General features: G+C 63.3%; 19 protein-coding genes and 1 pseudogene. 7 read left to right on the top strand and 13 right to left on the bottom strand.

Going from position 1 to position 23,498, the window contains the following annotated elements:
- Positions 1-5: 5 nt before the first annotated feature.
- Positions 6-245, bottom strand: a complete 240-nt coding sequence (locus ABD104_RS18190) for a TIGR03758 family integrating conjugative element protein (protein ID WP_003140997.1) — start codon at positions 243-245, stop codon at positions 6-8.
- Positions 242-607 (bottom strand): integrative conjugative element protein, RAQPRD family, encoded by a 366-nt coding sequence (locus tag ABD104_RS18185; RefSeq protein ID WP_312537949.1) that lies wholly within the window; start codon positions 605-607, stop codon positions 242-244. Before ABD104_RS18185 ends, ABD104_RS18190 begins: the two co-directional genes overlap by 4 nt.
- Positions 608-638: 31 nt before the next feature.
- Here ABD104_RS18185 and ABD104_RS30340 point away from each other — a divergent pair, with 31 nt between their 5' ends.
- The 7 genes from ABD104_RS30340 to ABD104_RS18150 all read left to right on the top strand — a co-directional run bounded on the left by ABD104_RS30340 (position 639) and on the right by ABD104_RS18150 (position 14,583).
- A complete protein-coding gene (locus ABD104_RS30340) occupies positions 639-1,031 on the top strand; it encodes a helix-turn-helix domain-containing protein (protein WP_425444919.1) in 393 nt (130 codons plus the stop codon).
- Positions 1,032-1,090: 59 nt separating this feature from the next.
- Positions 1,091-3,970 carry an SNF2-related protein gene (locus ABD104_RS18175; RefSeq protein ID WP_216562176.1) on the top strand — a complete coding sequence of 960 codons (2,880 nt, stop codon included), beginning with the start codon at positions 1,091-1,093 and terminating at the stop codon, positions 3,968-3,970.
- 80 nt (positions 3,971-4,050) lie between these two features.
- Positions 4,051-5,037, top strand: coding sequence for an AAA family ATPase (locus ABD104_RS18170; RefSeq protein ID WP_003141003.1), 987 nt, complete (start codon positions 4,051-4,053; stop codon positions 5,035-5,037).
- Positions 5,038-5,201: 164 nt separating this feature from the next.
- Positions 5,202-7,394, top strand: a complete 2,193-nt coding sequence (locus tag ABD104_RS18165; RefSeq protein WP_343927993.1) for a S8 family peptidase — start codon at positions 5,202-5,204, stop codon at positions 7,392-7,394.
- A 17-nt stretch (positions 7,395-7,411) separates the two neighbouring features.
- Positions 7,412-9,106 carry a site-specific DNA-methyltransferase gene (locus ABD104_RS18160; RefSeq protein ID WP_062842688.1) on the top strand — a complete coding sequence of 565 codons (1,695 nt, stop codon included), beginning with the start codon at positions 7,412-7,414 and terminating at the stop codon, positions 9,104-9,106.
- Positions 9,106-11,841, top strand: a complete 2,736-nt coding sequence (locus tag ABD104_RS18155) for a DEAD/DEAH box helicase (RefSeq protein ID WP_343927992.1) — start codon at positions 9,106-9,108, stop codon at positions 11,839-11,841. Before ABD104_RS18160 ends, ABD104_RS18155 begins: the two co-directional genes overlap by 1 nt.
- 114 nt (positions 11,842-11,955) lie before the next feature.
- Positions 11,956-14,583: an AAA family ATPase gene (locus ABD104_RS18150; RefSeq protein WP_343927991.1), complete on the top strand. Its 2,628-nt coding sequence runs from the start codon at positions 11,956-11,958 to the stop codon at positions 14,581-14,583.
- Positions 14,584-14,628: 45 nt separating this feature from the next.
- On the opposite strand, the gene ABD104_RS18145 is transcribed toward ABD104_RS18150, so the two are convergent.
- The 11 genes and pseudogenes from ABD104_RS18145 to ABD104_RS18090 all read right to left on the bottom strand — a co-directional run.
- Positions 14,629-15,378 carry a TIGR03747 family integrating conjugative element membrane protein gene (locus ABD104_RS18145; RefSeq protein ID WP_343927990.1) on the bottom strand — a complete coding sequence of 250 codons (750 nt, stop codon included), beginning with the start codon at positions 15,376-15,378 and terminating at the stop codon, positions 14,629-14,631.
- Positions 15,375-17,531, bottom strand: coding sequence for a type IV conjugative transfer system coupling protein TraD (traD, locus tag ABD104_RS18140; RefSeq protein ID WP_343927989.1), 2,157 nt, complete (start codon positions 17,529-17,531; stop codon positions 15,375-15,377). The genes ABD104_RS18145 and traD overlap by 4 nt, the downstream gene beginning before the upstream one ends.
- 8 nt (positions 17,532-17,539) lie before the next feature.
- On the bottom strand, positions 17,540-18,073 hold the full coding sequence (locus tag ABD104_RS18135; RefSeq protein ID WP_019751250.1) for an integrating conjugative element protein: 534 nt from the start codon (positions 18,071-18,073) through the stop codon (positions 17,540-17,542).
- Entirely contained in the window at positions 18,070-18,690 is a 621-nt protein-coding gene (locus ABD104_RS18130; RefSeq protein ID WP_019751251.1) for a lysozyme family protein, read from the bottom strand. Before ABD104_RS18130 ends, ABD104_RS18135 begins: the two co-directional genes overlap by 4 nt.
- Positions 18,675-19,394 carry a TIGR03759 family integrating conjugative element protein gene (locus ABD104_RS18125; RefSeq protein ID WP_019751252.1) on the bottom strand — a complete coding sequence of 240 codons (720 nt, stop codon included), beginning with the start codon at positions 19,392-19,394 and terminating at the stop codon, positions 18,675-18,677. Before ABD104_RS18125 ends, ABD104_RS18130 begins: the two co-directional genes overlap by 16 nt.
- A 9-nt stretch (positions 19,395-19,403) precedes the next feature.
- Positions 19,404-20,051 (bottom strand): hypothetical protein, encoded by a 648-nt coding sequence (locus tag ABD104_RS18120; RefSeq protein WP_019751253.1) that lies wholly within the window; start codon positions 20,049-20,051, stop codon positions 19,404-19,406.
- Positions 20,048-20,602: a PFGI-1 class ICE element type IV pilus protein PilL2 gene (pilL2, locus tag ABD104_RS18115; protein WP_019751254.1), complete on the bottom strand. Its 555-nt coding sequence runs from the start codon at positions 20,600-20,602 to the stop codon at positions 20,048-20,050. Before pilL2 ends, ABD104_RS18120 begins: the two co-directional genes overlap by 4 nt.
- A gap of 247 nt (positions 20,603-20,849) precedes the next feature.
- On the bottom strand, positions 20,850-21,137 hold the full coding sequence (locus ABD104_RS18105) for a hypothetical protein (RefSeq protein WP_019751255.1): 288 nt from the start codon (positions 21,135-21,137) through the stop codon (positions 20,850-20,852).
- Positions 21,138-21,155: 18 nt separating this feature from the next.
- Positions 21,156-21,785, bottom strand: coding sequence for an RDD family protein (locus ABD104_RS18100; protein ID WP_019751256.1), 630 nt, complete (start codon positions 21,783-21,785; stop codon positions 21,156-21,158).
- A gap of 18 nt (positions 21,786-21,803) precedes the next feature.
- Positions 21,804-22,457: a hypothetical protein gene (locus ABD104_RS18095; protein WP_019751257.1), complete on the bottom strand. Its 654-nt coding sequence runs from the start codon at positions 22,455-22,457 to the stop codon at positions 21,804-21,806.
- Positions 22,457-23,498: pseudogene (locus ABD104_RS18090) on the bottom strand (hypothetical protein); the annotation flags it as partial. The gene ABD104_RS18095 and the pseudogene ABD104_RS18090, both read right to left, overlap by 1 nt.

The following is a 23,498-nucleotide window of genomic DNA, read 5'->3' as shown; positions in this document are numbered from 1 at the left end:
GACGTTCAGGAGAGGAGGAAGAAGGTCAGCACCAGGTACATCGCCACGAAGCGCACGACGACGGCGAGGAACTGACGTTCAGTGATGCGGTGCTCGGCCCAGCCGACGTAGGCGGTGCGCATGGCCCACACGCCCCACAGCAGCAACACGGCGAACACGAAAGCGAGCACCACGGCAGAGACGGCCGAAGGCGCAAAGCCGCCGTTGGCCTGGAAGGCGGCGACCTGATCGGCAGAGGGCGTCATGGCGACGGCTCCTCGTCGTCGGCGCGGTCGCGGCGGACGTAATCGCCGGCCATCGGGACGGGATCGCGCGGCTGGGCGCGCTGGGGCACGAGGTAGTCCTCCAGGCCGGCGCGAACGCGCTTCAGGTCGGCACGCAGTTGGGCGTAGTCGAAGTGGTAGCGGGCGCGCTCCTGCGGAGCGGTATTGGCGGCGTGCTCGGCGAGGCGGTCGATCAGGTCGAGTTGGCGGGCAAGCGCGGCGAGCTGCTCACGCTCCGAGGCGAGGCTGTCGGCAGCGGCGGCAGGCTGCAGCGCCGAGAACGACACAGCCAACACCACGGCAAGCGCAGGCCATGCGGATGTGCGGCGGTTGGTCTGTCCCATCGTGCCATTCCCCGTTGAAGCGGATGGCCAGATGCTGTGGCGCGCCCTCGCTTCGCGCCGCAGGGAATGGGAACTACGGCATGACCGGATTTGTTGGTCGCGCTGGCCGACATTCGCGCAATGCCTGGTGGATTTCTTGTTGGCTAGCGCCTACCACCCTTTGGTAGAATTGAGCAAACTTGGCAATCCAAAGTCACGAAAGACCAAACCAGATGGTTTTCAGATGAGTGAAGTCGAGAGCGAGATCCTCACGCTGGAGGAAGTCGCGGCCTACCTCAAAGCCGGCAAACGGACGGTCTATCGCCTTGCCCAGAAAGGAGAGATTCCAGCGTTCAAGCTTGGGGGAACCTGGCGCTTTCGCCGCTCGGAGCTGGATCGGTGGATCGCCGAAAGCATCAACAAGAAGAAGCCGGAGGCCGAGTGAGCGCGGACCATGCCAGCCGCCGAATCACGCTCGGGGAAGAACTAAGGGGAGGATCGCCGTTGACGACACAGCAGCTTCTGACGCCGCACCAGAGCCAGTACTTTGCTTGGCTGCTGACCAGGCGTGCAGCAGGCGACTCCGTGGAGTCGCTGGCTTCGACTTTGGTCGATTCGCAGGTCGATCTGAATCCCCATCAGGTCGAGGCCGCGCTCTTCGCTTGCCGCAACCCCCTCTCACGCGGCGTGATCCTCGCCGACGAGGTTGGTCTAGGCAAGACCATCGAAGCCGGCTTGGTCATCTCCCAACGCTGGGCGGAACGGCGGCGGAAGGTGCTCATCATCGTTCCAGCGAACCTGCGCAAGCAATGGCACCAAGAGCTGCAGGACAAGTTCGGCCTGCAAGGGCTGATCCTCGAAGCCAAAAGCTACAACGCGATCCGCAAACAGGAGCAGCGGAACCCGTTCCTGTTCGCCTCCGGTCCGATCATCTGTTCCTACCAGTTCGCGAAGGCCAAGGCTGACGATGTCAAGGGCATCGATTGGGACTTGGTCGTCCTCGACGAAGCGCATCGCCTGCGCAACGTCTACAAAACCAGCAACGTCATCGCCAAGACCCTCAAGGAGGCGTTGTCGCGCGTTCACTCCAAGGTGCTTCTGACCGCGACGCCGTTGCAGAACTCGCTGCTCGAACTCTATGGGCTGGTCAGCTTCATCGATGACCGCGTGTTCGGAGACCTTGATAGCTTCCGCTCGCAATTCACTGGCAGAGAGCAATCCTTCAGCAGCCTGCGTGACCGGCTGGCCCCCATCTGCAAGCGCACCCTGCGCAAACAGGTTCAGCCCTACGTGTCGTACACAGCGCGCAAGGCCATCGTCGAGGAGTTCACGCCGTCGAGCGAAGAGCAGGAACTTTCCAGGCTCGTCGCCGATTACCTGCGCCGCCCCAACCTCAAGGCCCTGCCCGAGGGGCAGCGCCAACTGATTTCGCTCGTACTATGGAAGCTGCTCGCCTCCAGCACGCACGCGATTGCGGGTGCGTTGGAGACGATGGCCAAGCGTCTCCAGGGTGTGCTCGACGACGTCACCGAGGCTCCCGATCTGGTCGATGAACTCGACGAGGATTACGAGTCGCTCGACGAAACCGCCGATGAGTGGAGCGACCAAGACTCAGATGTCGAAGCATCGAGCCGAACGGAACGCGAGGCCATCGCGCAGGAGATCGACGAGCTTCGCCACTTCAAAACGCTGGCAACCAACATCCGGGACAACGCGAAGGGCAAGGCACTGTTCACCGCGCTGGATCGAGCCTTCGCCGAACTGGATCGGCTAGGCGCGCCCAGGAAGGCCATCATCTTCACCGAGTCCAAGCGCACGCAGGAATACCTCCTCAACTTGCTGGCCGACACGCCATACGGCGACGGCATCGTGCTCTTCAACGGCACCAATAGCGACCAGCGTGCGCAGGCGATCTACAAGGACTGGCTGAAGCGCCACGAAGGCACCGACCGCATCACCGGCTCCAAGACCGCCGACACCCGTGCGGCACTGGTCGAGCACTTCAAGGAGCGTGGCAAGGTCATGATTGCCACCGAGGCCGGAGCCGAAGGCATCAACCTTCAGTTCTGCTCGCTCGTCATCAACTACGACCTGCCGTGGAACCCGCAGCGCATTGAGCAGCGCATCGGGCGCTGCCACCGCTACGGTCAGAAGCACGACGTGGTGGTGGTCAACTTCGTCGACCGCAGCAATGAAGCCGATGCACGGGTGTACGAACTGCTGTCGCAGAAGTTTCAACTCTTCGAGGGCGTATTCGGGGCCAGCGACGAAGTGCTGGGCGCCATCGGTTCGGGCGTCGATTTCGAGCGGCGTATTGCCGAGATCTACCAGAACTGCCGAGAGCCCGAGGAAATCAAGTCCAGCTTCGAGCAACTCCAGCTCGACCTCTCCGGCGAGATCAACGAGGCGATGGTCAAGACGCGCCAGGTATTGCTTGAGAACTTTGATGAGGAAGTGCAAGAGAAGCTGCGCATGCGGGCCGACGACAGCCGCAACGCGCGCAATCGCTTCGAGCGGATGCTGATGGACTTGACCCGCGCCGAACTGGTCCATTGCGCCGCGTTCGATGACGACGGCTTCGATCTTCGCCACATACCGACTGGAATCGAGCACAGCGGCCTCGCGGGCATCGAGCTGGGGCGCTACGAATTGCCCCGCCGCTCCGGCGACGCGCATCTATACCGCATCAATCATCCGCTGGCGCGATGGGGCATCGAGCAGGCCAAGGCTCGGGCACTCGACGGGGCTCGTCTCGTCTTCGACTACAACGCCTACGGTTCAAAGATCAGCACCCTCGAAACCTATCGCGGCAAAGCCGGATGGCTCACCGTGAAGCTGATCTCGGTCGAGACACTCGGCAACCAGGAGCAACATCTGCTGGTTGCCGCGGGCACGACCGACGGCGTCGTGCTCGCGGAAGAAGACCCGGAAAAGCTGCTGCGCCTGCCCGCGACCACGCAGGCGGCCAGTCTGTTCAACGCTCCTGACGCCACCCTGCTGGCCGACGTGGAAGCCCGCAAGACCGCACTCCTGCGCGACGTCAACGAGCGCAACCTCGGCTACTTCGAGCAGGAAGTCCAGAAGCTGGATGCCTGGGCGGACGACCTGAAGCTCGGTCTGGAGCAGGAGATCAAGGAGATCGACCGCGAGATCAAGGAGGTGCGCCGAACCGCCGCGACCTCGCCGACGCTGGAAGAAAAGCTGTCATGGCAGAAGAAGCAGCGCGAACTGGAGAGCAAGCGCAGCAAGCTGCGCCGCGAGTTGTTTGCCCGGCAGGACGAAGTCGAAGCGCAGCGCAATGACTTGATCAGCCAGCTTGAAGTGCAACTCCAACAGCAGGTCGAGGAGCGCACGCTGTTCACTGTCGAGTGGGAGCTGGTGTAATGACTAATCAAGTAGCACCGTTAGACCTGCGCATGACCAGGCCGCGGTTGAAGCGTGCCAAGAATTGAGGAGAGCGAGATATGGCTAGCGGAAAATTACTGCGGCAACTCATCAAATCGGGAACGCAAGGCGATGCTTCGGGCTTTCGCGCGGCGTCCGAGGCAGTGATCAAAGAGGAGCGCGAGAAGAACCATCATCTGCTCGCAAATGACCTTGAGCGTTTACTTTACGGCGATCAGGCAACGGTCGGGAAGAGTGCGCGGAAGCTGCAAAGTTTGCCCAGCGTGCCGACAAATAAAGACAACGGCCTTGCGCTACTAGAAGAGCGTGCCGTGATTCGAGAGGAGAAAGACATCATTCTCTCGGATGCTTCCCAGTCGGCACTCGATGAAATCCTGATGGAGCACAACCGGACGGACGTGCTCCGATCCTATGGCCTGCAACCCGCGCAGAAGCTGTTGTTTTGCGGGCCTCCCGGCTGCGGCAAGACGCTGGCCGCCGAAGTCATCGCGCATTCCCTGTCCATGCCGCTCATCCTCGTTCGGCTGGACTCGGTCATCTCGTCGTTTCTGGGAGAGACGGCCGCCAATTTGCGCAAAGTGTTCGATTACGTCGCAACGCATCCCGTGGTCGCATTGTTCGATGAATTCGACGCCCTGACCAAGGATCGTGGCGACAGCGCCGATCATGGTGAGCTCAAACGCTCCGTAAATGCCGTCTTGCAGATGATGGACGGTTATCGAGGCGAGAGCATCCTGATCGCCACCACCAACTACGAAACCTTATTGGACAAGGCGGTTTGGCGACGCTTCGATGAGGTTGTGCGCTTCGAGATGCCGAATCTGGAGCAGATCAAACGCTTGTTAGCTCTGAAACTCTCCGGTGTCCGCCGCAATTTCGAGCCCGACGATGGCCAGGTGGCATCCGTGTTCAAGGGCATGTCGCACGCCGACATCGAGCGGGTTCTTCGGCGCTCCGTCAAGGAAATGATCCTGTCCGGCCGGGAGTTCCTGGAGAAAAGCCACCTCGATACCGCGCTTGCCCGTGAGTATCGTCATAAGAGTTAAGGGATGGAGGGGGAGGCATGGCCTATGAACACTTGCGCTTGGAGCGAGAAGCGCCCTCAACGGAGCGCCATCCGAGGCGTCATCCGGGAATTCGCCCTCCTGCCGATCCGAGAGCGCATGGTGCCGCGTTAGCCGGGCGGCTCGACCAAGCGCGGCAACGTGCGATGGCAGAGGACGTCGGCGGGTTCGACGACCGTAAGCTGCTCAAGATTCGGCTGCGCGCGGGCGACAAGAGCGTGCCCGCCTTCGATGCCATTCCTGGCGTGGAGATTGTCAGCCAGGAAGATGAATCCATCGTGCTGGCATTCGCCACTGATGACGGCTTGAGCGAGTTCGAGAGCCGCCTGGCCACCCTTGCACGTGATGGCGTTGTTACACGCAAGGAACTGTTCTACGTCATCGAAGACTTCGACCACTGGACACCCCAGGACCGTACCGGCGCGGCCTTGCTTGAGCAAGGATTTCCAGCCGCGCCAACCTTCATACTCGATGTCGAACTATGGCCCCAGGAGCGACAGGACAAGCGCCAGCAAATGGTGCGTGCCTTTCTCGACTGGTTGCATGCACAAGGCATTGAGCGGCTGGACGACATCCAGCAACCCTCGCTCGTCATGGTCCGTGTGCGCTGCAACGGTGCGCAGGCCGAGCAGATCTTGCACCATCGCGATGTGCGCACTGCCGACCTGCCGCCCCGCTTGGGTGTGGCCGTACAACTGCTTCATACCGACATCAACCAATTTCCTCCGATCGATCCCCCTTCTGACGATGCTCCGTCCATTGCCGTGCTGGATTCAGGCTTGACGCGCGGACATTCGTTGCTCGGCGCAGCGGTCGGCGACGCGCAGGGCTACCTCGCACCGCATCGCAGTGCGGATGACACCGATCCCCACTGGCACGGCACCTTCGTCGGCGGGCTTGCGTTGTACGGCGATGTCCATAGCGCTATTCAGCAAGGGCAGTTCGTCCCGCAGCTTCGCCTGCTCTCCGGCAAAGTGTTCGAAGACGACGGACAAGACCAAACTGAGTTCGTCGAAAAGGCGGTCGAGGAAGCCGTGCGCGAGCTGCATGCGCAATACGGCTGCCGGGTCTTCAACTTAAGCTATGGCGATCTGAACAAGGTCTACGACGGCCGTCATGTGCGCGGGCTCGCCTACACGCTGGATCGGCTGACGCGCGAGCTGGGGGTTCTGTTCGTAGTGCCAGTGGGCAATTTGCTGTCATCCCAGTTGCCAGCCGATGCGCGCGCGAGTTACCCGAACTACCTGTTCGACGGCCACGCCCGCCTGCTGGACCCCGCCACATCGCTCAACGCCTTGACCGTTGGCGGCTTGAGTCTGAATGAGGCCACACGCAATGCACAGCGCCATCCCAACACGATTGAAGACCACGTATTGGCACGGGCGGAGCAGCCGTTTCCATTGACTCGCAGCGGCCCTTCCGCCAGCGGTGCCATCAAGCCCGACGTGGTCGCGCCTGCCGGCAACATCGCCTTGCGGCGCACTGGAGGGGGCACAGACCATGCCGGTCTGGGCGTGGTGTCGCTCAACGGCGGCTTTGCTTCGGGCCCGGCGTTCAAGGAAGACATTGGCACCAGCTACGCCGCACCCCAAGTCGCCCACCAAGCCGCGCGGCTACTGGCCGAAGTGCCCGACGCCTCGCCCAACCTGCTGCGCGCACTGATCGGCGCCCATGCCCGCTGGCCGCAAGCCTGCGAAGCGCTGTTGAACCCCGGCAACAATGCCGAAGGCCGCGACAAACTCCTGCGCCTCGTCGGGTATGGGAGCGTGGACGATACGGCGCTCTTCCGCTCGCTTGATCACACCGTCACCCTGCTGGCCGAAGAGCGCGTCGGCAACGACCAGCACCACTTCTTCGAATTACCTTTACCAGACGCCTTTTGGGATGGGGGCCGCCGCACGCGTGAGGTGACCGTCGCGCTCGCCTACAGCCCTGCCGTGCGCACCACGCGACTGGACTACCGCAGAGCCAAACTGTGGTTCCACCTGGTGACGGCTGGCAGCCTGGATGAGGTCACCCAAGCCTACCGGCGCAATCGGGAAGAAGGCATGGGCGAACGTGCCAACGGCCGCTGGCTACCCAACGACACCCGCAAGAACGGCACCTTGCAGGTCTCCCGATGGCGCTTCAAGCAGGCGCTGGCCAACGGCCACAAGGTGTTCGTCGTGGTGACCCGACAAGACAGCGCATGGTCGCAAGACGAGCACAAAGCCGAGGCGGAACCCTATGCCATCGCCGTGGTGCTGGCCGACCGTGAGCAGGCCAACGCCCAGCTCTACGCGCAAGTACGGGCGGCGCTGCAAGCCCGCGCCCAAGTACGTGCGCGTGCCCGAATCTGAAAGACAGGAACCTCTTGATGAGCAAACAAAAACTCGAACTCACCTGGATCGGCAAGGAGAAGCGGCCCAAGCTGGAGCCGCGTATCCTGCTGGAAGATCCGGAAAAGTCGTATCACGCCAAGCATCGCGTGACGGACAACGACATCTTCGACAACCGGCTGATCTTCGGTGACAACCTGCTGGCGCTGAAGGCCTTGGAACAGGAATTCTCCGGCAAGGTGAAGTGTGTATTTATTGATCCGCCGTACAACACTGGCAGTGCATTCACTCATTACGACGACGGGCTGGAGCACTCCATCTGGCTGGGGCTGATGCGGGATCGGCTGGAGATCATTCGGCGGCTACTGTCTGAGGACGGATCGTTGTGGATCACCATCGATGACAACGAGTGCCATTACCTCAAGGTGTTGTGTGATGAGGTTTTTGGACGTGCGAACTACGTAGGAAGCGCGGTGTGGCAAAAAAAATATGGCGCAAAGAGCGACTCGAAATATCTTTCAGAATCTCATGACTATGTTCTAGCGTATGCAAAGAGCAAGGAGCGGATGACGGTACATCGTCTTGCGCGAACTGCCGAGCAGGACTCGCGCTACAAAAATCCAGATAATGATCCCAGAGGGCCCTGGACGTCAGGCGATCTGCTGCGCAACGAAGCTCGGGATTACGCCATTTACGAAATTGTGGGGCCATCAGGCCGTAAGCACTGGCCGCCCGAGGGTACGAGCTGGCGTTTTACAAAGGAAAAGTTTGCCGAGTTGGTGGCGGACAATCGAATATGGTTTGGAACTAAGGGAGATAACGTTCCGCGCTTGAAGCGATTTCTGGATGAGGTGGCAGACAGTGTGCCGGCGACGACTTGGTGGGAGCACAAGGACGTTGGCCATAACGACGAAGCGAAAAAAGAAATCAGGTCGCTATTCGAAAGCAATCTTTTTGACACGCCAAAGCCCGAACGACTCTTGAAGCGCATCATCGAGCTTTCTTCTCTGCCGGGTGACATTGTGCTCGACTCCTTCGCCGGTTCCGGCACGACCGGCGCGGTTGCCCACAAAATGGGCCGCCGCTGGATCATGGTCGAGTTGGGCGAGCACTGCCATACGCACATCATCCCGCGCCTGAAGAAGGTCATCGACGGCGAGGACCCGGGCGGCATCACTCAAGCCGTGGGCTGGCAGGGCGGTGGCGGTTTCCGCTATTACCGCCTCGCCCCCAGCCTGATCGTCAACGACCGCTGGGGCAACCCGGTCATCAACCCCGAATACAACGCGGCGATGCTGGCCGAAGCGCTGGCCAAGCTGGAAGGCTTCACCTATGCGCCTTCGGAGGTGCTGTGGTGGCAGCACGGCCATTCCAGTGAGCGGGACTTCATTTACGTCACCACGCAGAACCTCTCCGCAGAACAGTTGCAGGCTCTGGCCGATGAAGTCGGTCCGGAGCGCAGCCTGCTGGTGTGCTGCGCGGCTTTCCATGGCGTTACCGCGACCAAGGCGGCGGAGCGCTGGCCGAACCTGACGCTGAAGAAGATTCCGAAGATGGTGCTGGCCCGTTGCGAATGGGGGCGTGACGACTACAGCCTGAACGTGGCGAACCTGCCGATGGCCAAGCCTGATCCCGTTGAGCCTTCGGCTCAGGCTGAAACGAGCAGAAAAAAAAGTAGAAAAGCGTCGGCTGAGGATGCGAGCCAAGGCGCGTTGTTTGGGGAGGATGAATGATGAACAGCCGCGTTCTGCACGCCGTGACCGGCCGCCTGTCGCTGCGGCCGCCGCAGGAGGAGTCGCTGAAGCGGCTGGCGCACGCCATTGGGGCCGCGCCCGAGCTGTTGAGCCACGATCGGGAGGTGGGAGCCATTCTTTCCACGCTGAAGGCGGAGTTCCCCACGCTGGAGGACTTCGAGCGCGAATTTCCGTCGCTGTGCTTCGCGCTGGCCACGGGCGTGGGCAAGACGCGCCTGATGGGAGCCTTCATCGCCTACCTGCATCTGGCGCACGGCATCAACAACTTCTTCGTGCTCGCGCCCAACCTGACGATCTACAGCAAACTCATCACGGACTTCACGCGCAACACGCCGAAGTACGTGTTCAAGGGGATTGCCGAGTTCGCGCAGCAACCGCCGCTGATCATCACCGGTGACAACTACGACCAGACCGGCGCGGCGGTGGATGATCAGCCGCAGGGCTTCGCCCACGACGTGCGCATCAACATCTTCAACATCTCCAAAATCAACTCCGAGGTGCGCGGCGGCAAGGAGCCGCGCATCAAGCGGATGAAGGAAGTGCTGGGAGACAGCTACTTCAACCATCTTGCGAACCTGCCTGATCTCGTGCTGCTGATGGACGAATCGCATCGCTACCGTGCCAGCGCGGGTGTGCGTGCCATCAATGAGCTGAGACCGCTGTTTGGCTTGGAAGTGACGGCGACACCATTCGTGGAGTCCAGCAAGGGGCCGGTGCCGTTCAAGAACGTGGTAATGGATTACCCGCTGGCGCGGGCGATGGAGGATGGCTTCGTCAAGGAGCCTGCTGTGGTCACCCAGCGCAACTTCGACGCCAAGGCGCACACGCCCGAGGAGATCGAGAAGACCAAGCTGGAAGACGGTGTGCGCCTGCACGAGACGACCAAGGTCGAGCTGCTCACCTATGCCCGCGAGAACGGCGTCAAGCCGGTCAAGCCCTTCATGCTCGTCATCGCGCGCGATACCACGCACGCGGGGCAGCTCTTGGCGCTTCTGGAGTCGGAAGCCTTCTACGAGGGGCGCTACCAGGGCAAGGTGATCCAGGTCGATTCCAGCCGTACCGGCGCGGAGGAAGAGGAGATGATCACGCGCCTGCTAGCCGTGGAGAGCGTGGACGAGCCGACCGAGATCGTGATTCACGTCAACATGCTCAAGGAAGGCTGGGACGTGACCAACCTCTATACCATCGTGCCGCTGCGCGCCGCCAATGCCCGCACGTTGATCGAACAGTCCATCGGGCGCGGCCTGCGTCTGCCCTACGGCAAGCGCACGGGCGTCGCGTCCGTGGATCGCTTGAACATCGTCGCGCACGACAAGTTCCAGGAAATCATCGACGAGGCCAACCGCGGCGACTCGCCCATCCGCCTGAAGCAGGTCATCCTCGATGCGCCGAGCGCCGACGACAAGAAGGTCAGCGTGCAGGTCGAGTCCGGGGCAGCGGCGCGTCTCGGTTTGACGGAAGCACCGGTCGTGATCACAGGGGTTTCAGCCACTGACAGTGGAGCGGAAGTCCCCGCGCCCAAACCGGTGTTCACCACGGAGGCGGAGAAGCAGGCCGCGCGCGTGGTCATGGACGTCATCGGCAAGTACGAGGTCAAGCGCGATCTGGTGCCCACCAGCAGCGCGCTGCTGAAACCCGAAGTGCAGAAGGAAATCCTTGCAGAAGTAGCGGAGCGGTTGAAGCCCCTGCAAGGCGAATTGCTGGCCGGCGCGGATGAAGCAGTCCCCGCACTCGACTTGTCCGCCGTGGTGGCGAAGACCACCGAGATCGTGGTGCAGCAGACCATCGACATCCCACGCATTGCGGTGGTGCCGACTGGCGAGATCACAACGGGCTTCCACGCCTTCAAGCTGGATGTGAGCCAGCTCCATCTCCAGCCTGGCCAGCGCGAGATCGTCGGTCAGATGCTGCGCACGAACGAGCAGTTCACCCTGGCCGCCGAAGTCGGGCTCAAGGAGCAGCGCCCGGAGGACTACATCGTCCACGCGCTGGTGGACTTCGACGACATCGACTACTTCACCCACGCCGATCTGCTCTACGACCTCGCGGGCCAGATGGTGCAACACCTGCGCGGCTACCTGTCCGAGGACGAAGCCATCAGCGTCCTCGATCGTGACCGCCGCCTGATCGCGCGCGAAATCCACGCGCAGATGATGGCCCACTTCTGGGAAGAGGCGACGGAGTACGAGGTGCAGGTCAGTCGCGGCTTCACCGAACTCAAGCCTTGCAACTACACCGCCACGGCAGGCCAGACGGCCCACCACTTCCGGGAGACCGTGACCGAGACGAGCCGCATCAAGCAGATGCTGTTCGGCGGATTCGCGCGCTGCTTGTATCCGCTGCAGAAGTTCGACTCGGATACCGAGCGGCGCTTCGCCATCATTCTGGAGCGCGATGCCCTGAAGTGGTTCAAGCCTGCGAAGGGGCAGTTTCAGATCTACTACAAGCTCGGCACCGAGCAGCCGGAATACATCCCCGACTTCGTGGCCGAGACGGACGCGACCATCTTCATGGTGGAGACAAAGGCACGCGCCGACATCAACACGCAGGAGGTGCAGGCCAAGGCCGCAGCCGCCATGCGCTGGTGCAAGCACGCTTCCGATCATGCGGCGAGCGTAGGCACCAAGCCCTGGAAGTACCTGCTGGTGCCCCATGACGAAGTCAGCGAGTCGAAACGGCTCGCGGATTACCTGCGCTTTGAGGTCAAGGCGTAATTGAGTTGCCCTCGATCAAGTTCGGTAAGCAAAAGCGATTCCGGCGCGGCACCCAGGAGGCGGAGATTCGCCGCTTCGCGGGCATGATGAACCGGCAGGGAAGAGGAACAAGAAATGCAGAAACCCGCCGCACAGCAGAAGACCGTCCTGGAGACGATTCTGGACTGGTCAAAGGATCGTCCACTCTGGCAGCGTGACGCCCTGCGCCGCATCATCGCAAACGGCCGTCTGACGGACGCCGATATCGGCGAACTCGTGGACCTTTGCAAACAGGGCAAAGGTGCACCCGTAGGCGCGCTGAAAGCGGTACCGCTGGAGAAGGCCCACCTCCCGGCCAACCCCGGTCAGACCGCTGCGGTATCGCTTCTGTCGATCGCCGACGTGACCGGCGTGAACAACCTTGCCGCCGGTCAGACCCTCGGCTTGGAGCCGAATGGAATCACGATCATCTACGGCGACAACGGTGCGGGCAAGTCCGGCTACGCACGCATCCTGAAGCGCGCATGTCGTGCAAGGCATGCCGGAAAGATCGAACCCAATGTGTATGCCGATCAGCCCCCGAAGCGCGTCGGCGCGAACATCGAGTACGGGGTCGGCGGTGTGCCGCAGCCGGTCGAACAGTGGCAGAACGGCGCAAATCCGCATGCAACGCTGTCTGCAGTGAGCGTGTTCGATAGCGACTGCGCCTCAGTGCATATCCGCGAGAAGAACGAGGTTGCATTCCGGCCCTTCGGTCTGGACGTACCGGATGAGCTTGCTGCAGCCTGTCAGGCGGTGAAGGATGCCCTCGCAGCTGAGCAGAAGCAGCTTGAGAAGGCCCGCAATCCGATCTTTGCGGCGCCGACCTGGAAGGCCACCACGGCCGTGGGGAAGGCGCTTGCCGCGCTGAATGCCAACACAGACGCAAAGAAGATCGAAGCGCTGGCGGCGCTTTCGGCAGACGAAAGCGCCCGTCTTGAGCGTCTGCGTGAAGACCTGTCGAAGAATCCGGCCAAGGCAGCGGCGGAACAGACCGTCAAAGCCGACAACGTCATGCGGCTGATTACCGCGGTAAACAGCGTTGCAGCCAGAACCACCGATGAGGAACTGCTGGCGGCCGCTGCCCTCGCCAGGGACGCACGGTCGAAACGGGACGCTGCACGTCTTGCCGCGGAGAAGGCCTTCACGGGCGAACCCCTTGCCGGCGTCGGCGGCGAGACGTGGCGGGCACTTTGGGAATCCGCCCGACGCTACTCGACGGAGATCGCATACCCTGGACAGCCGTTTCCGCCGTCGGCAGAAGACGCGCATTGCATGCTTTGCCAGCAGCCATTGGAAGCTGAGGCACGTGCACGGATGGCACGCTTCGAGGATTTCATCCAGAAGGACACGGAACAGCTGGCACGCGAGGCAGAGAAGGCAGCTCAGGCCGCACGTCAGACCATAGCTGGCGGGGCAATCGGCACGCGGGCGGTGAAGGCCAGTCTTGACGAGCTGGGCCTCCAGAATGAAGTGCTGCAGCAGCAGACGCGCCGCTTCATCGCCGCAGCCCGGCTGCGGCGCCACGTGCTGCTCAAAGCCCTGGGCGGAAACGGCGAGGTACAGCTTCCGTCCGTTCCACCGTCGCCGCTGCCTGATCTCAGCCTGCTTCAGACCACGATCCGCAACTACGCCGCCGAGCTGCGCAAGTCCGCTGACGCGGATGAACGTAAGAAGCTCGAAGCCGATTTCGCCGAGCTGAGCGACCGGGCGCTGCTCGCCGGCATGCTGCCGGTCGTCACTGACGAAATCCAGCGGCTGAAGACCATCCGGTTTCTGACCGAGTGTGCGGGCGACACGGCGACGAACACAATCACCAAGATGGGCAATGACATTGCCGACACCGTGATTACGCCTCGGCTGCGCGACAGATTTCAGGAAGAGATTGTCAGGCTTGCGGCGTCGAAGGTTCGCGTCGAAATCGTGCGCTCCGGCGGCAAGTACGGCTCACCGCAGTATCAGGTGCGCCTCTTCGCCAAGCCGGATGCCAAGGTCCACGAAATCCTGAGCGAAGGGGAAAAGACCTGCGTGGCGCTGGCCGCCTTCATGACCGAGCTTGCCACCGCGATGCACCGCTCTGCTCTGGTCTTCGATGACCCGGTGTCCTCGTTGGACCATCGCTGGCGTAGGCAGGTGGCCAAGCGTCTCGTGGAAGAAGCGGAAAACCGTCAGGTCATCGTCTTCACGCATGATTTGGTGTTCGTGAACGATCTGAATGACCACGCGACGAAGACCGGGCGGGCAGTGCGACTCACGACGCTCAGTCGTGGCGCCGCGGGAGCCGGTATGGTGGCCGACGGCCTGCCCTGGAAGGCCCAGAGCGTCGAAGATCGCATCGACAAGCTGGAGAAGGCGGCACGTGCGGCAAAGCTGCTGCATGACAACAACCAGGAAGACGAGTACGCCGTTGAGGTGGCAAAGCTCTACAACGCGCTGCGCGCCACATGGGAGCGCGGCCTGGAGGACATCGCTTTCGTCCGCGTTATTCAACGCCACAGGGACTACATCAACGCCAAGGACCTGAAGAAGGTCAGTGCGCTCACCGAGGCTGACTGCGATGCTTTCGCCGCCGGATTCAAGAAGTGCTGCGACATTGTTGACGCACACGATCCATCCAGCGGTAGGAATGCCGCGCCGCCACCACCTACTGATCTCTTTCAGGACATTCAGGCTTTGAAGGACTGGGCCGCGTCTCTGCGAGACAGGCAAAAGAAGATTGCTTGAAACGTATTTGCTATGGCTTCGTTCACCTGACCTGGTGCAGGGCAGCTACAGATACTTCTTGAACGTCGCCGCCGCAATGCACACCGCCACGCCGAGCAATGCGGCACTGGGCAGCAGGATCAGCAGCGGGTTCACGCTGACCGGCAGTGCCAGGTAAGTCACCCACGGCAGCACGGCCAATGGGATCAGGCTGGCCCTGGCGCGGTGATAGATGAACCCCGATTCGCGTCCCGCGCCGAAGCGGCGGATGTCCCGGCGTACCAGGCCGTCGACCAATCCGACGAAGGCGGCCATCAGGAACAGCGGCAGGGTCAGGCACAGCACCAGCAGCCGCACGAGGAAGACCAGCGTCGTGTAGGCCGCCGCGATCAGGTAGCTCTCCACGTTCACGTAGACCAAGCCGATGTAGTAGCGGAAGTCCTTGGTCGGGCGATGGCTGCCGGCGCTGGCCTGCGCCGCGGCGTCGCGTATCCAGTCCAGCAGGCCGCTCTTCACGAACAACCAGTCGTAGCCTTGCTCGACCAGCCGGTGCGCGGTGCGCCCCGGCTCCTGCACCAGCGCGCTGCGCGTGAAATGCGTGGAGAGCTGATCCAGCTCGTAGTGCAGCATGCCCTGCGCGTGGCGCCAGCCCTGCTCGGGCCAGAAGAAGTGCATGCCGACGCATTCGATCAGGATGCACAGCAGCAGCGCGCCGCACAGCACGCCGAAGAAGCGGAACGGCAGCGTGACCAGGCCGGCGATCAGCCCCTGCTGTCGTTGCTGCTGGCGCTGGGCAGCGACGGCCGGATCGCTCATGCTTCGGCCTCTTCAGCGGCGGCCATCTGCCTGAAGTCGTCCAGCAGGTCGTCGGGCAGCGCCTTGTCCTGCAGGCCGGGGATGCCTTGGTTCTCCCACCAGTCTCCTGCCTCGACGTAGTGCTGCCGCATGTAGCCGGCCAGCTCCTGCAGATCCTTCGGCATGGCTTCGTCGGGGTCGGGTGCCGGCAGCGGCATGCGGACTTTCCAGAGGTTGCCGCCCTCGATCAGCGCGAAGCACTGCCCCTTCGGTAGCGCCACCACATGCGCGGGCTCGATCAACGGCACGCTGGTCGTGCTGATGCGGTCCTGCGTGTTGGACGTGAACGCGGTATTGCCGTGCGGGTCGGAGCTGTCGGTGGCGCCGCTCATCAGTGCCGTGGCGTACACCTCGACCTTGGGCAGTTGTCGCGTCAGCAGCTCGGCGGTGGCGGTCTCGCGCACGCGCAGCATGAACAGGTTGTTGAAGTTGCCGACCACCTGACCGGCCTTGGCACGATTGCCGATGCGCGCCTCGATGTCGCTCAAGGTCTGCGTGTAGGCCGTCACCTGCACGCCGGCACCGCCGCCCTTGTTGACCATCGGGATGAACTCGTCGCCCATGAGTTCATTGAATTCGTCGGCGTGGACGTTGATCGGAATCTTGGCGCCCGCCGCGGCGCCGGGCAGCCCGTCGTCGACGCCGAACTTGTAGATGTGGCCGGCGACCGAGACCAGATCGCTGAACATCGAGTTGCCCACCGCCGCCGCGACTTCGGCGTCGGACAGCGCATCCAGCCCCACGTAGACCACCGCGCGTTTGCGGATGACCTGCATCCAGTCGAAGATCGGCCGCGGGTCGGACAGGTCGGAATAGTTCGGTGCGAGCAGTTGCGCGATCTTGCCGGTGGTGAGCTTCTCCAGCAGCGGCAGCAGCGAAGCGACGATCTTGTCGAAGTAGGTCCGGTCGTAGCGCACGGCGCTGCGCAGGCCGTCGAGCACCGGGTCATAGATGCGCACTTGGGACAGGTACTGTTCGAGGGCCACCACGCGCTTCTCGCGCCCGATCATGTTGCGCGGGATGTTCTTCTCGTTCAGCTTCGCTTCGAGCTGGACGATGACCTCCCAGGCCTTCGGCTCGTTCTTGGCGAAGTAGTGCTGGGCGTACTCGATGAACAGCGCGTCGATGTTGATGACGTGGCGCTGGATCAGCAGGTAGTCCGGCCGCTGCCCCAGCTCGACCAGGGCGCGCGCGATGATGTTGACGAAGCGCCAGGCGAATTCGCGGAACGCGGCGCTGTTGCCTTCGCCGGAGAGCTGCCCGGCGATCCGCGTGGCCACCTCGGAGATCCGCCCGAACCGGCCCACGGCGTTGTAGCGCGCCGAGATGTCCGGCCAGCCCAGATGGAAGACGTAGAACTCGCCTTCGCGCCCGGCGCGCTTGGCCTCGACGTACATGCGCTTCAACAGGTCCGCATCGCCCTTGGGGTCGAAGACGATCACCACCTCGTGCTCGCCGCGGACCTTGCGGCGGATGTCCTGGGTGATGAACAGCTCGGCCAGCCGCGTCTTGCCCACGCGCGTGGTGCCCAGCACCAGGGTGTGGCCGACGCGCTCGCCCAGCGGCAGGGTGACGTCGACCTCGGCAGGTTCGATGCCATGCAGGCGTGGCAGTCCGCCGACCGACGGCAGTGGTCGCGCCGGGTTGAGCGGGCTGTCCCAGGCCAACGCGCGCGCCAGCGTCGAGACGGGAAACGGCGCGAACTCAAGCCGCTCCTCCAGCCGCCGGGCGGCCCGGTAGATCGCCGTCGGCTCGACGTAGCGGCGGAACTCCGGCCGATAGGTCTGCATCAGCCGGTGCGTGTGCCGCTGTTCCCAGCGAAAGCCCTGGCCGACGAACAGCCGTTGCTGACTCACCGGCACGTCGCGGCTGGTCATCACGTAGCGCGGCAGGCGGCGGATGTTGCGGCGATAGCGCAGGATCGCCCAGGCATCGCGCAGGCGAATCGCGCCGAAGGTCAGGAAGGCCAGCGCCGAGCCCAGGCCGAGCAGCGGGTTCAGCGCGAGCGACCACGGTGCCACCAGGCACAGAATCGCGGCGCCGGTGCAGACCGCCACGGTATAAAGCTCCACCGCTGGCCGCAGCAAGACCTCGACCGCATGCGGTTGGGCCATTTGCGCACCTACTGCTCGACACCGGTGGACGTGATGAGCACCGGGTAGTGGCGCAGGCCCAGGCGCTGGGCCAGGTCGTCGCCGGAGGCCGGCGAGAGGGTCAGGCCGGGAGCCAGCCTGCGCAGCGCCGTCAGTGCGGCCATCGACTCCACGTTGACCACCAGGCCCACGGCCCCCAGCTCGCGCAGCGCGGCCTGCCGCTGCCGCAGCCAGGCGCGCGAACGCTCGTCGTCGCCGATCAGGAACAGTGCCGTCAGGCCCGGCGCCCGGATGACGCGGCGCTGCACCTCGCCCGGCGACAGTTGCGTCGAGCGCACCGGCAGCATGGCGGCTTCGGCGTCGGCCGCATTGCGCACGCGCGGGGCCGGCATCGGGGCCGGCGGCGTGGCCTGATCCGGCTGGGGATTCAGGGACCGGTAGTACGGCAGCGCGGAGGTGCCGCCGCGGTCTTCGACGACGATCAGGGGCGCGGAGGCGGTCTGGGCGAAGACGGTGGTCGTGGACAGCAGCCCGATGGCGGCGATGAGGACGATGTGGTTCATGGCGTGGTAGCCTGGAGGGTTGGAACGGGAACGTCGGGGTCGAGCACGCGGGTCAGGTGCCGATGCACGCTGCGCCGGTAGCGCGCCGCGGGTGCCCCGCCGGCGGGCCGGTGGTAGCGGCCGATGGCAAGCAGCCAGTCCTCGCCCGGCGTGTGCTGTTCGCGCAGGATTTCCGCAGCAATGGCGAGGTTGCGGTACGGGTCCAGCAGCTCGCAGGGCTGCGTGTAGCGATGCGTGTGGTAGCCGAGATTGACCTGGCCGAGGCCGGCGTCGATGCGATTGGCCGGCGTGTGGGCGAGCGCACGGTGCAGCCCCGCGCAGGCCGCGGCGCGGGTGGCATAGCGCTGCGGCGAGCCGGCGACGTTGAGCGTCCACGGCCAGGGGATCAGGCGCCCGCGCAGCATGGCGCCGCTCTCCTGCAAGGCCACCGCGTACAGCACCGCCGCCGGCACGTCTGCACGATGCGCCGCCAGTTGATAGGCCGGCGGCGGCACTTCCCGCGCCGGCGTTGCGAAGGTCGCGGTGCCGGTGGCGAGCAGCAGCACGGCGCAGGCGCAGCGGATGGTGACGCGGGATGGCCGACGCTCCCGGCCCGTAGTGCCTATTGCCGCTGCCATTGGCCGTTCACCTCGCGCACCACGGCCGGCAGCTCGCCGGGCAGGCCGAGCGACAGCCAGCGCCCGGCATCGTGGTTGAGCGTGATGGTGCGGGCGCGCACCCTGGCCGGGTCGATGCCCGCCTGGGTGGCCCACTGCCGGATGCGCGCGTCGTCCTGACGGCTGCCGACCATGTAGAGATCGAAGGCCGTGCCGGCCGCCTGCAACTGCCGCACGCGCTGCGCGCACGGTGCGCAGTCGGCCTTGACGAAGACCGCCAGGCGCCCGGAGCCGGTGTTGCCGGCACCCTGCGCCTTGGCGCCGGGCAGGCTCACGCGCGGCTGGCCGGGAAACAGGCGCTGCCACGCCGCGTCGTAGGCCCGCTGGTAGGCCAGCGTCTTGCCGACGCGCCGGGCCTCGGCCTGCACCTGCAACTCGGCGTAGCGCCTGCGCTCCTCCTCGCTGCGGGCCTCGATGCCCAGCGCCGTGAGCGGATCGAGCAGGGGCGAATAGACCCCGAGCGGCCCCTGCATCAGTTGCCGGTAACGCGCCCACTCCTCGGGCTGAAGCCCCCATTCCCGCGCCTGCCTCTCGTCGAGCGCGGCATCAGTGCCCGGCTGCACCTGGGCGGGCACCATGCGCGAGTTCGTCACCGGGGCCGGCTGGGCGGATGCGCCGAAAGCGGCGAACAGGACGACGGCAGCGAGCAACGACCGCAGGATCATGGCGACCTCCTACGGCACCGCGACGCGCTGCGTCTGGCCGTTCACCTGGAACACGCCCGCCTGCGCCTCGATGGACTGCAGTTGCCAGCCGCCCTCGGCATCGCCCTCGCGCAGCAGCCGGGCGCCCGCAAGCGAGGCCGCGGCGGTGGAGGTGATCGACAGAAAGCGCTCGCCTCCACGCAGCTCCACGCCGAGCACCCGGAACGGCGGCTCCGGCACCTTGGGCTTCGTCGCAACCGGAGCGCGCGGGCGAGCGGCGGATGCCACCTGCCGGGTCCTCTCCAGGCGGGTCTCGATTCCGTTCACGCGCGCCTGCAGCGTCTGCAGGTCGACGGCCAGGGCCCTCGTCTCGTCGGCCTCTTCGAGGCGCGCCATCCGCTCGTCCAGCGCCTGCCGCGCGGTGGCGAATTCTGCCTGGCTGATCGGCACCGGCCGGCGCTTGTCCGCATCGGCCTGTCGTTCGAGATCGGCCACGCGCAGGCCCAGCGCGTTGACCTGCGCATCCTGTGCGCTGCTCTGGGTCTGTTCGGTGAGCCGCGACAGGCCGACGCTGTTGATGAGTGCCACGGCACTGATGAGCAGCAGCCAGAAGGCCGCGGCGACCTTGAGCCAGCGCGTGCGGGAATTGCGCTCGGATGGCGCTTGGGGAAAGGTCATGGCTGCAGCTCCTCGGGCCGGTCGGCGTCCGGCACGGGCGTGGCGGTGCCGGGCGGGTTGGCGGAAAGGAAGGTGGGAGCACCGTGCCGGCTGAAGCAGACCTGGCGGGTCAAGTCATCGACCGAGAGCTCCCAGGCGGGGCCGGCAAGGGTCAGCAAGGCATCGCGCAGCATCAGCGGGCCCAGGCGCAGGTGTGCGGCAGGCAGCGGCAGCGCGTAGAGGGTGGCGGCCTCGGCCGCATCGCAGAGCCGATAGCCGGAGCGCAGCAAGACGTGGCGCATGGCATCGCCCACGCTGGCATCGAGCATGGGCGGAATCGAGACTTCCACCGCCTGCTGCAAGAGATCACGCTGCGCAGGTTCCGGTACCAGCTCGACCAGGGTGTAGCGGCCGTAGCGGGCCACCGGAACCAGCCCCTGGTCCACCACCGAAGCTATCTCGTCGGGTGGCGCTTCTAACTGATCAGGGGTGGCCGGTGTCGTCGTGCAACCGGGCAGTAGGCCGCTGAGCACGGCGAAGATGCAGAGGAAACGAGGCAGAGACGGCAGCATGTGGCACCCCACTGTGACGGGATGCCTTCACCTTTGCAGAAACGTGCTGCGCGGGATGCCGAAAATCCGAAACGCGCGGCGCCCCATTTCCCAAGGGAGGGGCACATATCAATCAGCCAGCGTGACTGGCTCGCTGCTGGGCCGGAACTGCGACGATGGATCTATAGAGGCTGGAAAGTGCTGCCGGGGCTGGCAGCTCGGTGGGAGGCAGGGCAACGCTCTTTCTCACATGGACGGAAGACAGGGGTCATCGAATCATCGCCAAGAGGCCAATTGCGACAACAACGCCAATGACACCGGAAGCGGCAACAGCCCCCCATGTTCCCAGCTTTGGTTTCAGCCAGTAATAGCTGCCAAAGGCAACCAACCCGCCGACAAGGCCAAACAGCTTGACGATGATAACGGCCAGAATGGACGGCCAAAGCCAGTCCCATGAACCAGACTTCTTCTCGGTCGTAGCTGGTGCTGGCGTAGCCGCTGGCGTCGTTGTGGACGCCGGCGCAGATGACGGTGCGTTCGGATCTTCGTAAGCCATTGTCTTCTCCTGTTGTGGTTATCGATTTCCTACGGCGTTCAATGCGCTCATCAAAATCAGCACAGCAAAGACGGCGGCGGTACACACAAGCGCGCGAACCACCCCCCATTTTTTGTGGAGTACCACTGCGCCGGCAGATGTATCCCACAACGTCGTGCCCGTTTTCGTGAGCCGCCGATACGCGAACAGTTGGGTGAAAAGTGCGACGAATGGAATGCCAAAGCCCACGCCCTGAACAAAGACCAGAAATGAGCGATTCAGCGCCTCAGAAAACGACAGCAAGTTGCCACCTGGGTGTGCGATCTTGATGCCGAACAGCCACTTTGCCGGGGTGGTCCCAAACAACGATAGCAACAAAGCCTCGGCAGGCAACCAAACCAGATACAGCACGATACTGGCGACAATTGGGTTCTCTACTGCCTTTGCGAAGCCCGCCGCCTGTACGGGCATCGCCGCGCTGAAAGCGAATATCAAGAGAAGAAACAACACAAATCCAGCCGTGCAGATGTCAACCGTGCGAGCAAACAGCCTTCTCCATGGGTGATGCTTCCCTCCAAGAAAACTCTTGCTTTGATCAACGGGTGAACTTGATTCCTGGACGTAGTTAGCGGAGACAGGCGACGGTGCGTTGGGGTCTTCGTAGGCCATTGGCTGTTCCTGTTCTTCTTATCGAATTACGATGCTGTTCTTCAATCGATTGTGGGCAGCGATTGCCTGCTGATCACCTTCAATGTACGAAAGAGTGATCAATGCCTTTTCGGCGCCCAGCGGCACGTGGTACTGGGCTACTCTCATCGTCTCTGCCGAGTTGACGGATGATGTGCGTCCATAGCGAATGATCAGGGCGGTCTGGCCTCCAATGGGTTCAACGGCAAAGCTGGGGCGTCCGACCTCCTTCATTCCATACTTCGCCATCCCCGCCCACATCGTTGGAGACTCTTCGCGCCAGACTTCCGCCAAATCTCTCAACACCTGCTGCTTATTGGCCTGAACCTCCTGCCTAACGTCTGCTTGAGTAAGTGGCGGTTCCATTGGAATGAACGACACCCGGACAAACACCCGGGAGGGTGCTGGATAGGACTGCACCGATAGCGAGGCCACATGATCAATAGCCACGCCAGTCATCTTTTCGCTGAATTCCTTGACACGCCTGCGCTGTTCGGCATCACTGATCGTCCAGTCGCCCGGCACTTCAAGCTGGACCCGCCCTTTGACGTTGAGCTTGGTGTAACCGGCTGACTGCGCGGCCACCGGCATGGCGACCGCAGCCAACAAGCAGAAGCACAGGGCGAAGAATATTGTTCTGGAATTGTTCATCATCAGTTCTCGGTGAGGAGGCTGTTCAGCAACTCCTGCTGGACAGCTTGCAGTTGGCCACGGCTCTGTGGTGAACCGGTTCCCTCATAAACGTTGATCGAGAGCGGCAGGGAGTTCAGGAGCGTTATTGCGCTGATTCCCGAAATTGGTCGGCTGCTTTCCCCAACGCTCATGTTCATCCGCATGGAAAAATAGACCGCGTTCCCGTCCCGCCCAATCGGTTCAAACTTCATGTCTGTTAGGGCGACGTCGCTATTCTCGAACGACGCTTTCAGCCGTCGATTGAGCTCGGCGGAATTCACCCGGGGAGTCGACTTGGAAAGGCCGGAAAGGAACGCCTCTCGCGGCATCTCGATTCGCTGGAAATTCCCCTTCGGGCCGATAAGTTGGATTTGCAGCCAGTGATCCAGCATGTCCCTGCGGCCCGCTCGGTAGTCCTCCAGTTCGGAGCAACGGACTGCTGCGTGCACGAGGCGCGAACCTTCTGCGAGGGAACGCTTAGCCAAGTCCATGAGCTCGACTTCGCGCGCCGACTTACCCGGCGTGCAATAGCCACTTGGATTGGAGAACAGGACCTGCTGACCAAGCACGTTCACCGACTCCGCAGCCGCGCGTTGCTGGATAACTGTCTCCAGGGCAGCCTGCCGATTCTGCGTGACTGGCGCGACAGTTGGCGGTGGATAGGAGGGGGCCGCGGTGACGGGGGCTTGAGCAACTGGTGCCGTCGCCGAGCGGGTGGGCTCGTTCTTGGTCGAGTTGACGAAGACAATGAGCAGAAGCCCGATGCCCAAGCCGATACCGACCATCCATTTACCGGTGGCCGCGTCTGATGAGCCGTCGCTCTTTGATTTGGATGGCGGTGGAACAATTGAGGCAGACGGTGCTTCCTCGGCCTGTCTGGGTGGCGCTTCGGGAACCGGAGCGGGGTTGGGCGGCGGAGTTACTTGGTCGTCCCTGAATAATCCCCGCAGCCCGCATAAACACTGGATATTAGGGCGATATCCGATGGTCGGAACTCCTAGTTTGTTGTCCAATGGAGGCTGT

The organism is Pigmentiphaga daeguensis (assembly GCF_039523035.1).
GTDB lineage: Bacteria > Pseudomonadota > Gammaproteobacteria > Burkholderiales > Burkholderiaceae_B > Pigmentiphaga > Pigmentiphaga daeguensis.
The sequence above is the reverse complement of the archived record's forward strand: the minus strand, read 5'-3'. Positions and strand labels throughout refer to the sequence as shown.

Excerpts from the sequence above, each read along its gene's own strand:
- ABD104_RS18190 (WP_003140997.1), bottom strand. The coding sequence starts at position 245 with ATGACGCCCTCTGCCGATCAGGTCGCCGCCTTCCAGGCCAACGGCGGC.
- ABD104_RS18185 (WP_312537949.1), bottom strand. The coding sequence starts at position 607 with ATGGGACAGACCAACCGCCGCACATCCGCATGGCCTGCGCTTGCCGTG.
- ABD104_RS30340 (WP_425444919.1), top strand. The coding sequence starts at position 639 with ATGCTGTGGCGCGCCCTCGCTTCGCGCCGCAGGGAATGGGAACTACGG.
- ABD104_RS18170 (WP_003141003.1), top strand. The coding sequence starts at position 4,051 with ATGGCTAGCGGAAAATTACTGCGGCAACTCATCAAATCGGGAACGCAA.
- ABD104_RS18165 (WP_343927993.1), top strand. The coding sequence starts at position 5,202 with ATGGCAGAGGACGTCGGCGGGTTCGACGACCGTAAGCTGCTCAAGATT.
- ABD104_RS18160 (WP_062842688.1), top strand. The coding sequence starts at position 7,412 with ATGAGCAAACAAAAACTCGAACTCACCTGGATCGGCAAGGAGAAGCGG.
- ABD104_RS18155 (WP_343927992.1), top strand. The coding sequence starts at position 9,106 with ATGAACAGCCGCGTTCTGCACGCCGTGACCGGCCGCCTGTCGCTGCGG.
- ABD104_RS18150 (WP_343927991.1), top strand. The coding sequence starts at position 11,956 with ATGCAGAAACCCGCCGCACAGCAGAAGACCGTCCTGGAGACGATTCTG.
- ABD104_RS18145 (WP_343927990.1), bottom strand. The coding sequence starts at position 15,378 with ATGAGCGATCCGGCCGTCGCTGCCCAGCGCCAGCAGCAACGACAGCAG.
- traD (WP_343927989.1), bottom strand. The coding sequence starts at position 17,531 with ATGGCCCAACCGCATGCGGTCGAGGTCTTGCTGCGGCCAGCGGTGGAG.
- ABD104_RS18135 (WP_019751250.1), bottom strand. The coding sequence starts at position 18,073 with ATGAACCACATCGTCCTCATCGCCGCCATCGGGCTGCTGTCCACGACC.
- ABD104_RS18130 (WP_019751251.1), bottom strand. The coding sequence starts at position 18,690 with ATGGCAGCGGCAATAGGCACTACGGGCCGGGAGCGTCGGCCATCCCGC.
- ABD104_RS18125 (WP_019751252.1), bottom strand. The coding sequence starts at position 19,394 with ATGATCCTGCGGTCGTTGCTCGCTGCCGTCGTCCTGTTCGCCGCTTTC.
- ABD104_RS18120 (WP_019751253.1), bottom strand. The coding sequence starts at position 20,051 with ATGACCTTTCCCCAAGCGCCATCCGAGCGCAATTCCCGCACGCGCTGG.
- pilL2 (WP_019751254.1), bottom strand. The coding sequence starts at position 20,602 with ATGCTGCCGTCTCTGCCTCGTTTCCTCTGCATCTTCGCCGTGCTCAGC.
- ABD104_RS18105 (WP_019751255.1), bottom strand. The coding sequence starts at position 21,137 with ATGGCTTACGAAGATCCGAACGCACCGTCATCTGCGCCGGCGTCCACA.
- ABD104_RS18100 (WP_019751256.1), bottom strand. The coding sequence starts at position 21,785 with ATGGCCTACGAAGACCCCAACGCACCGTCGCCTGTCTCCGCTAACTAC.
- ABD104_RS18095 (WP_019751257.1), bottom strand. The coding sequence starts at position 22,457 with ATGATGAACAATTCCAGAACAATATTCTTCGCCCTGTGCTTCTGCTTG.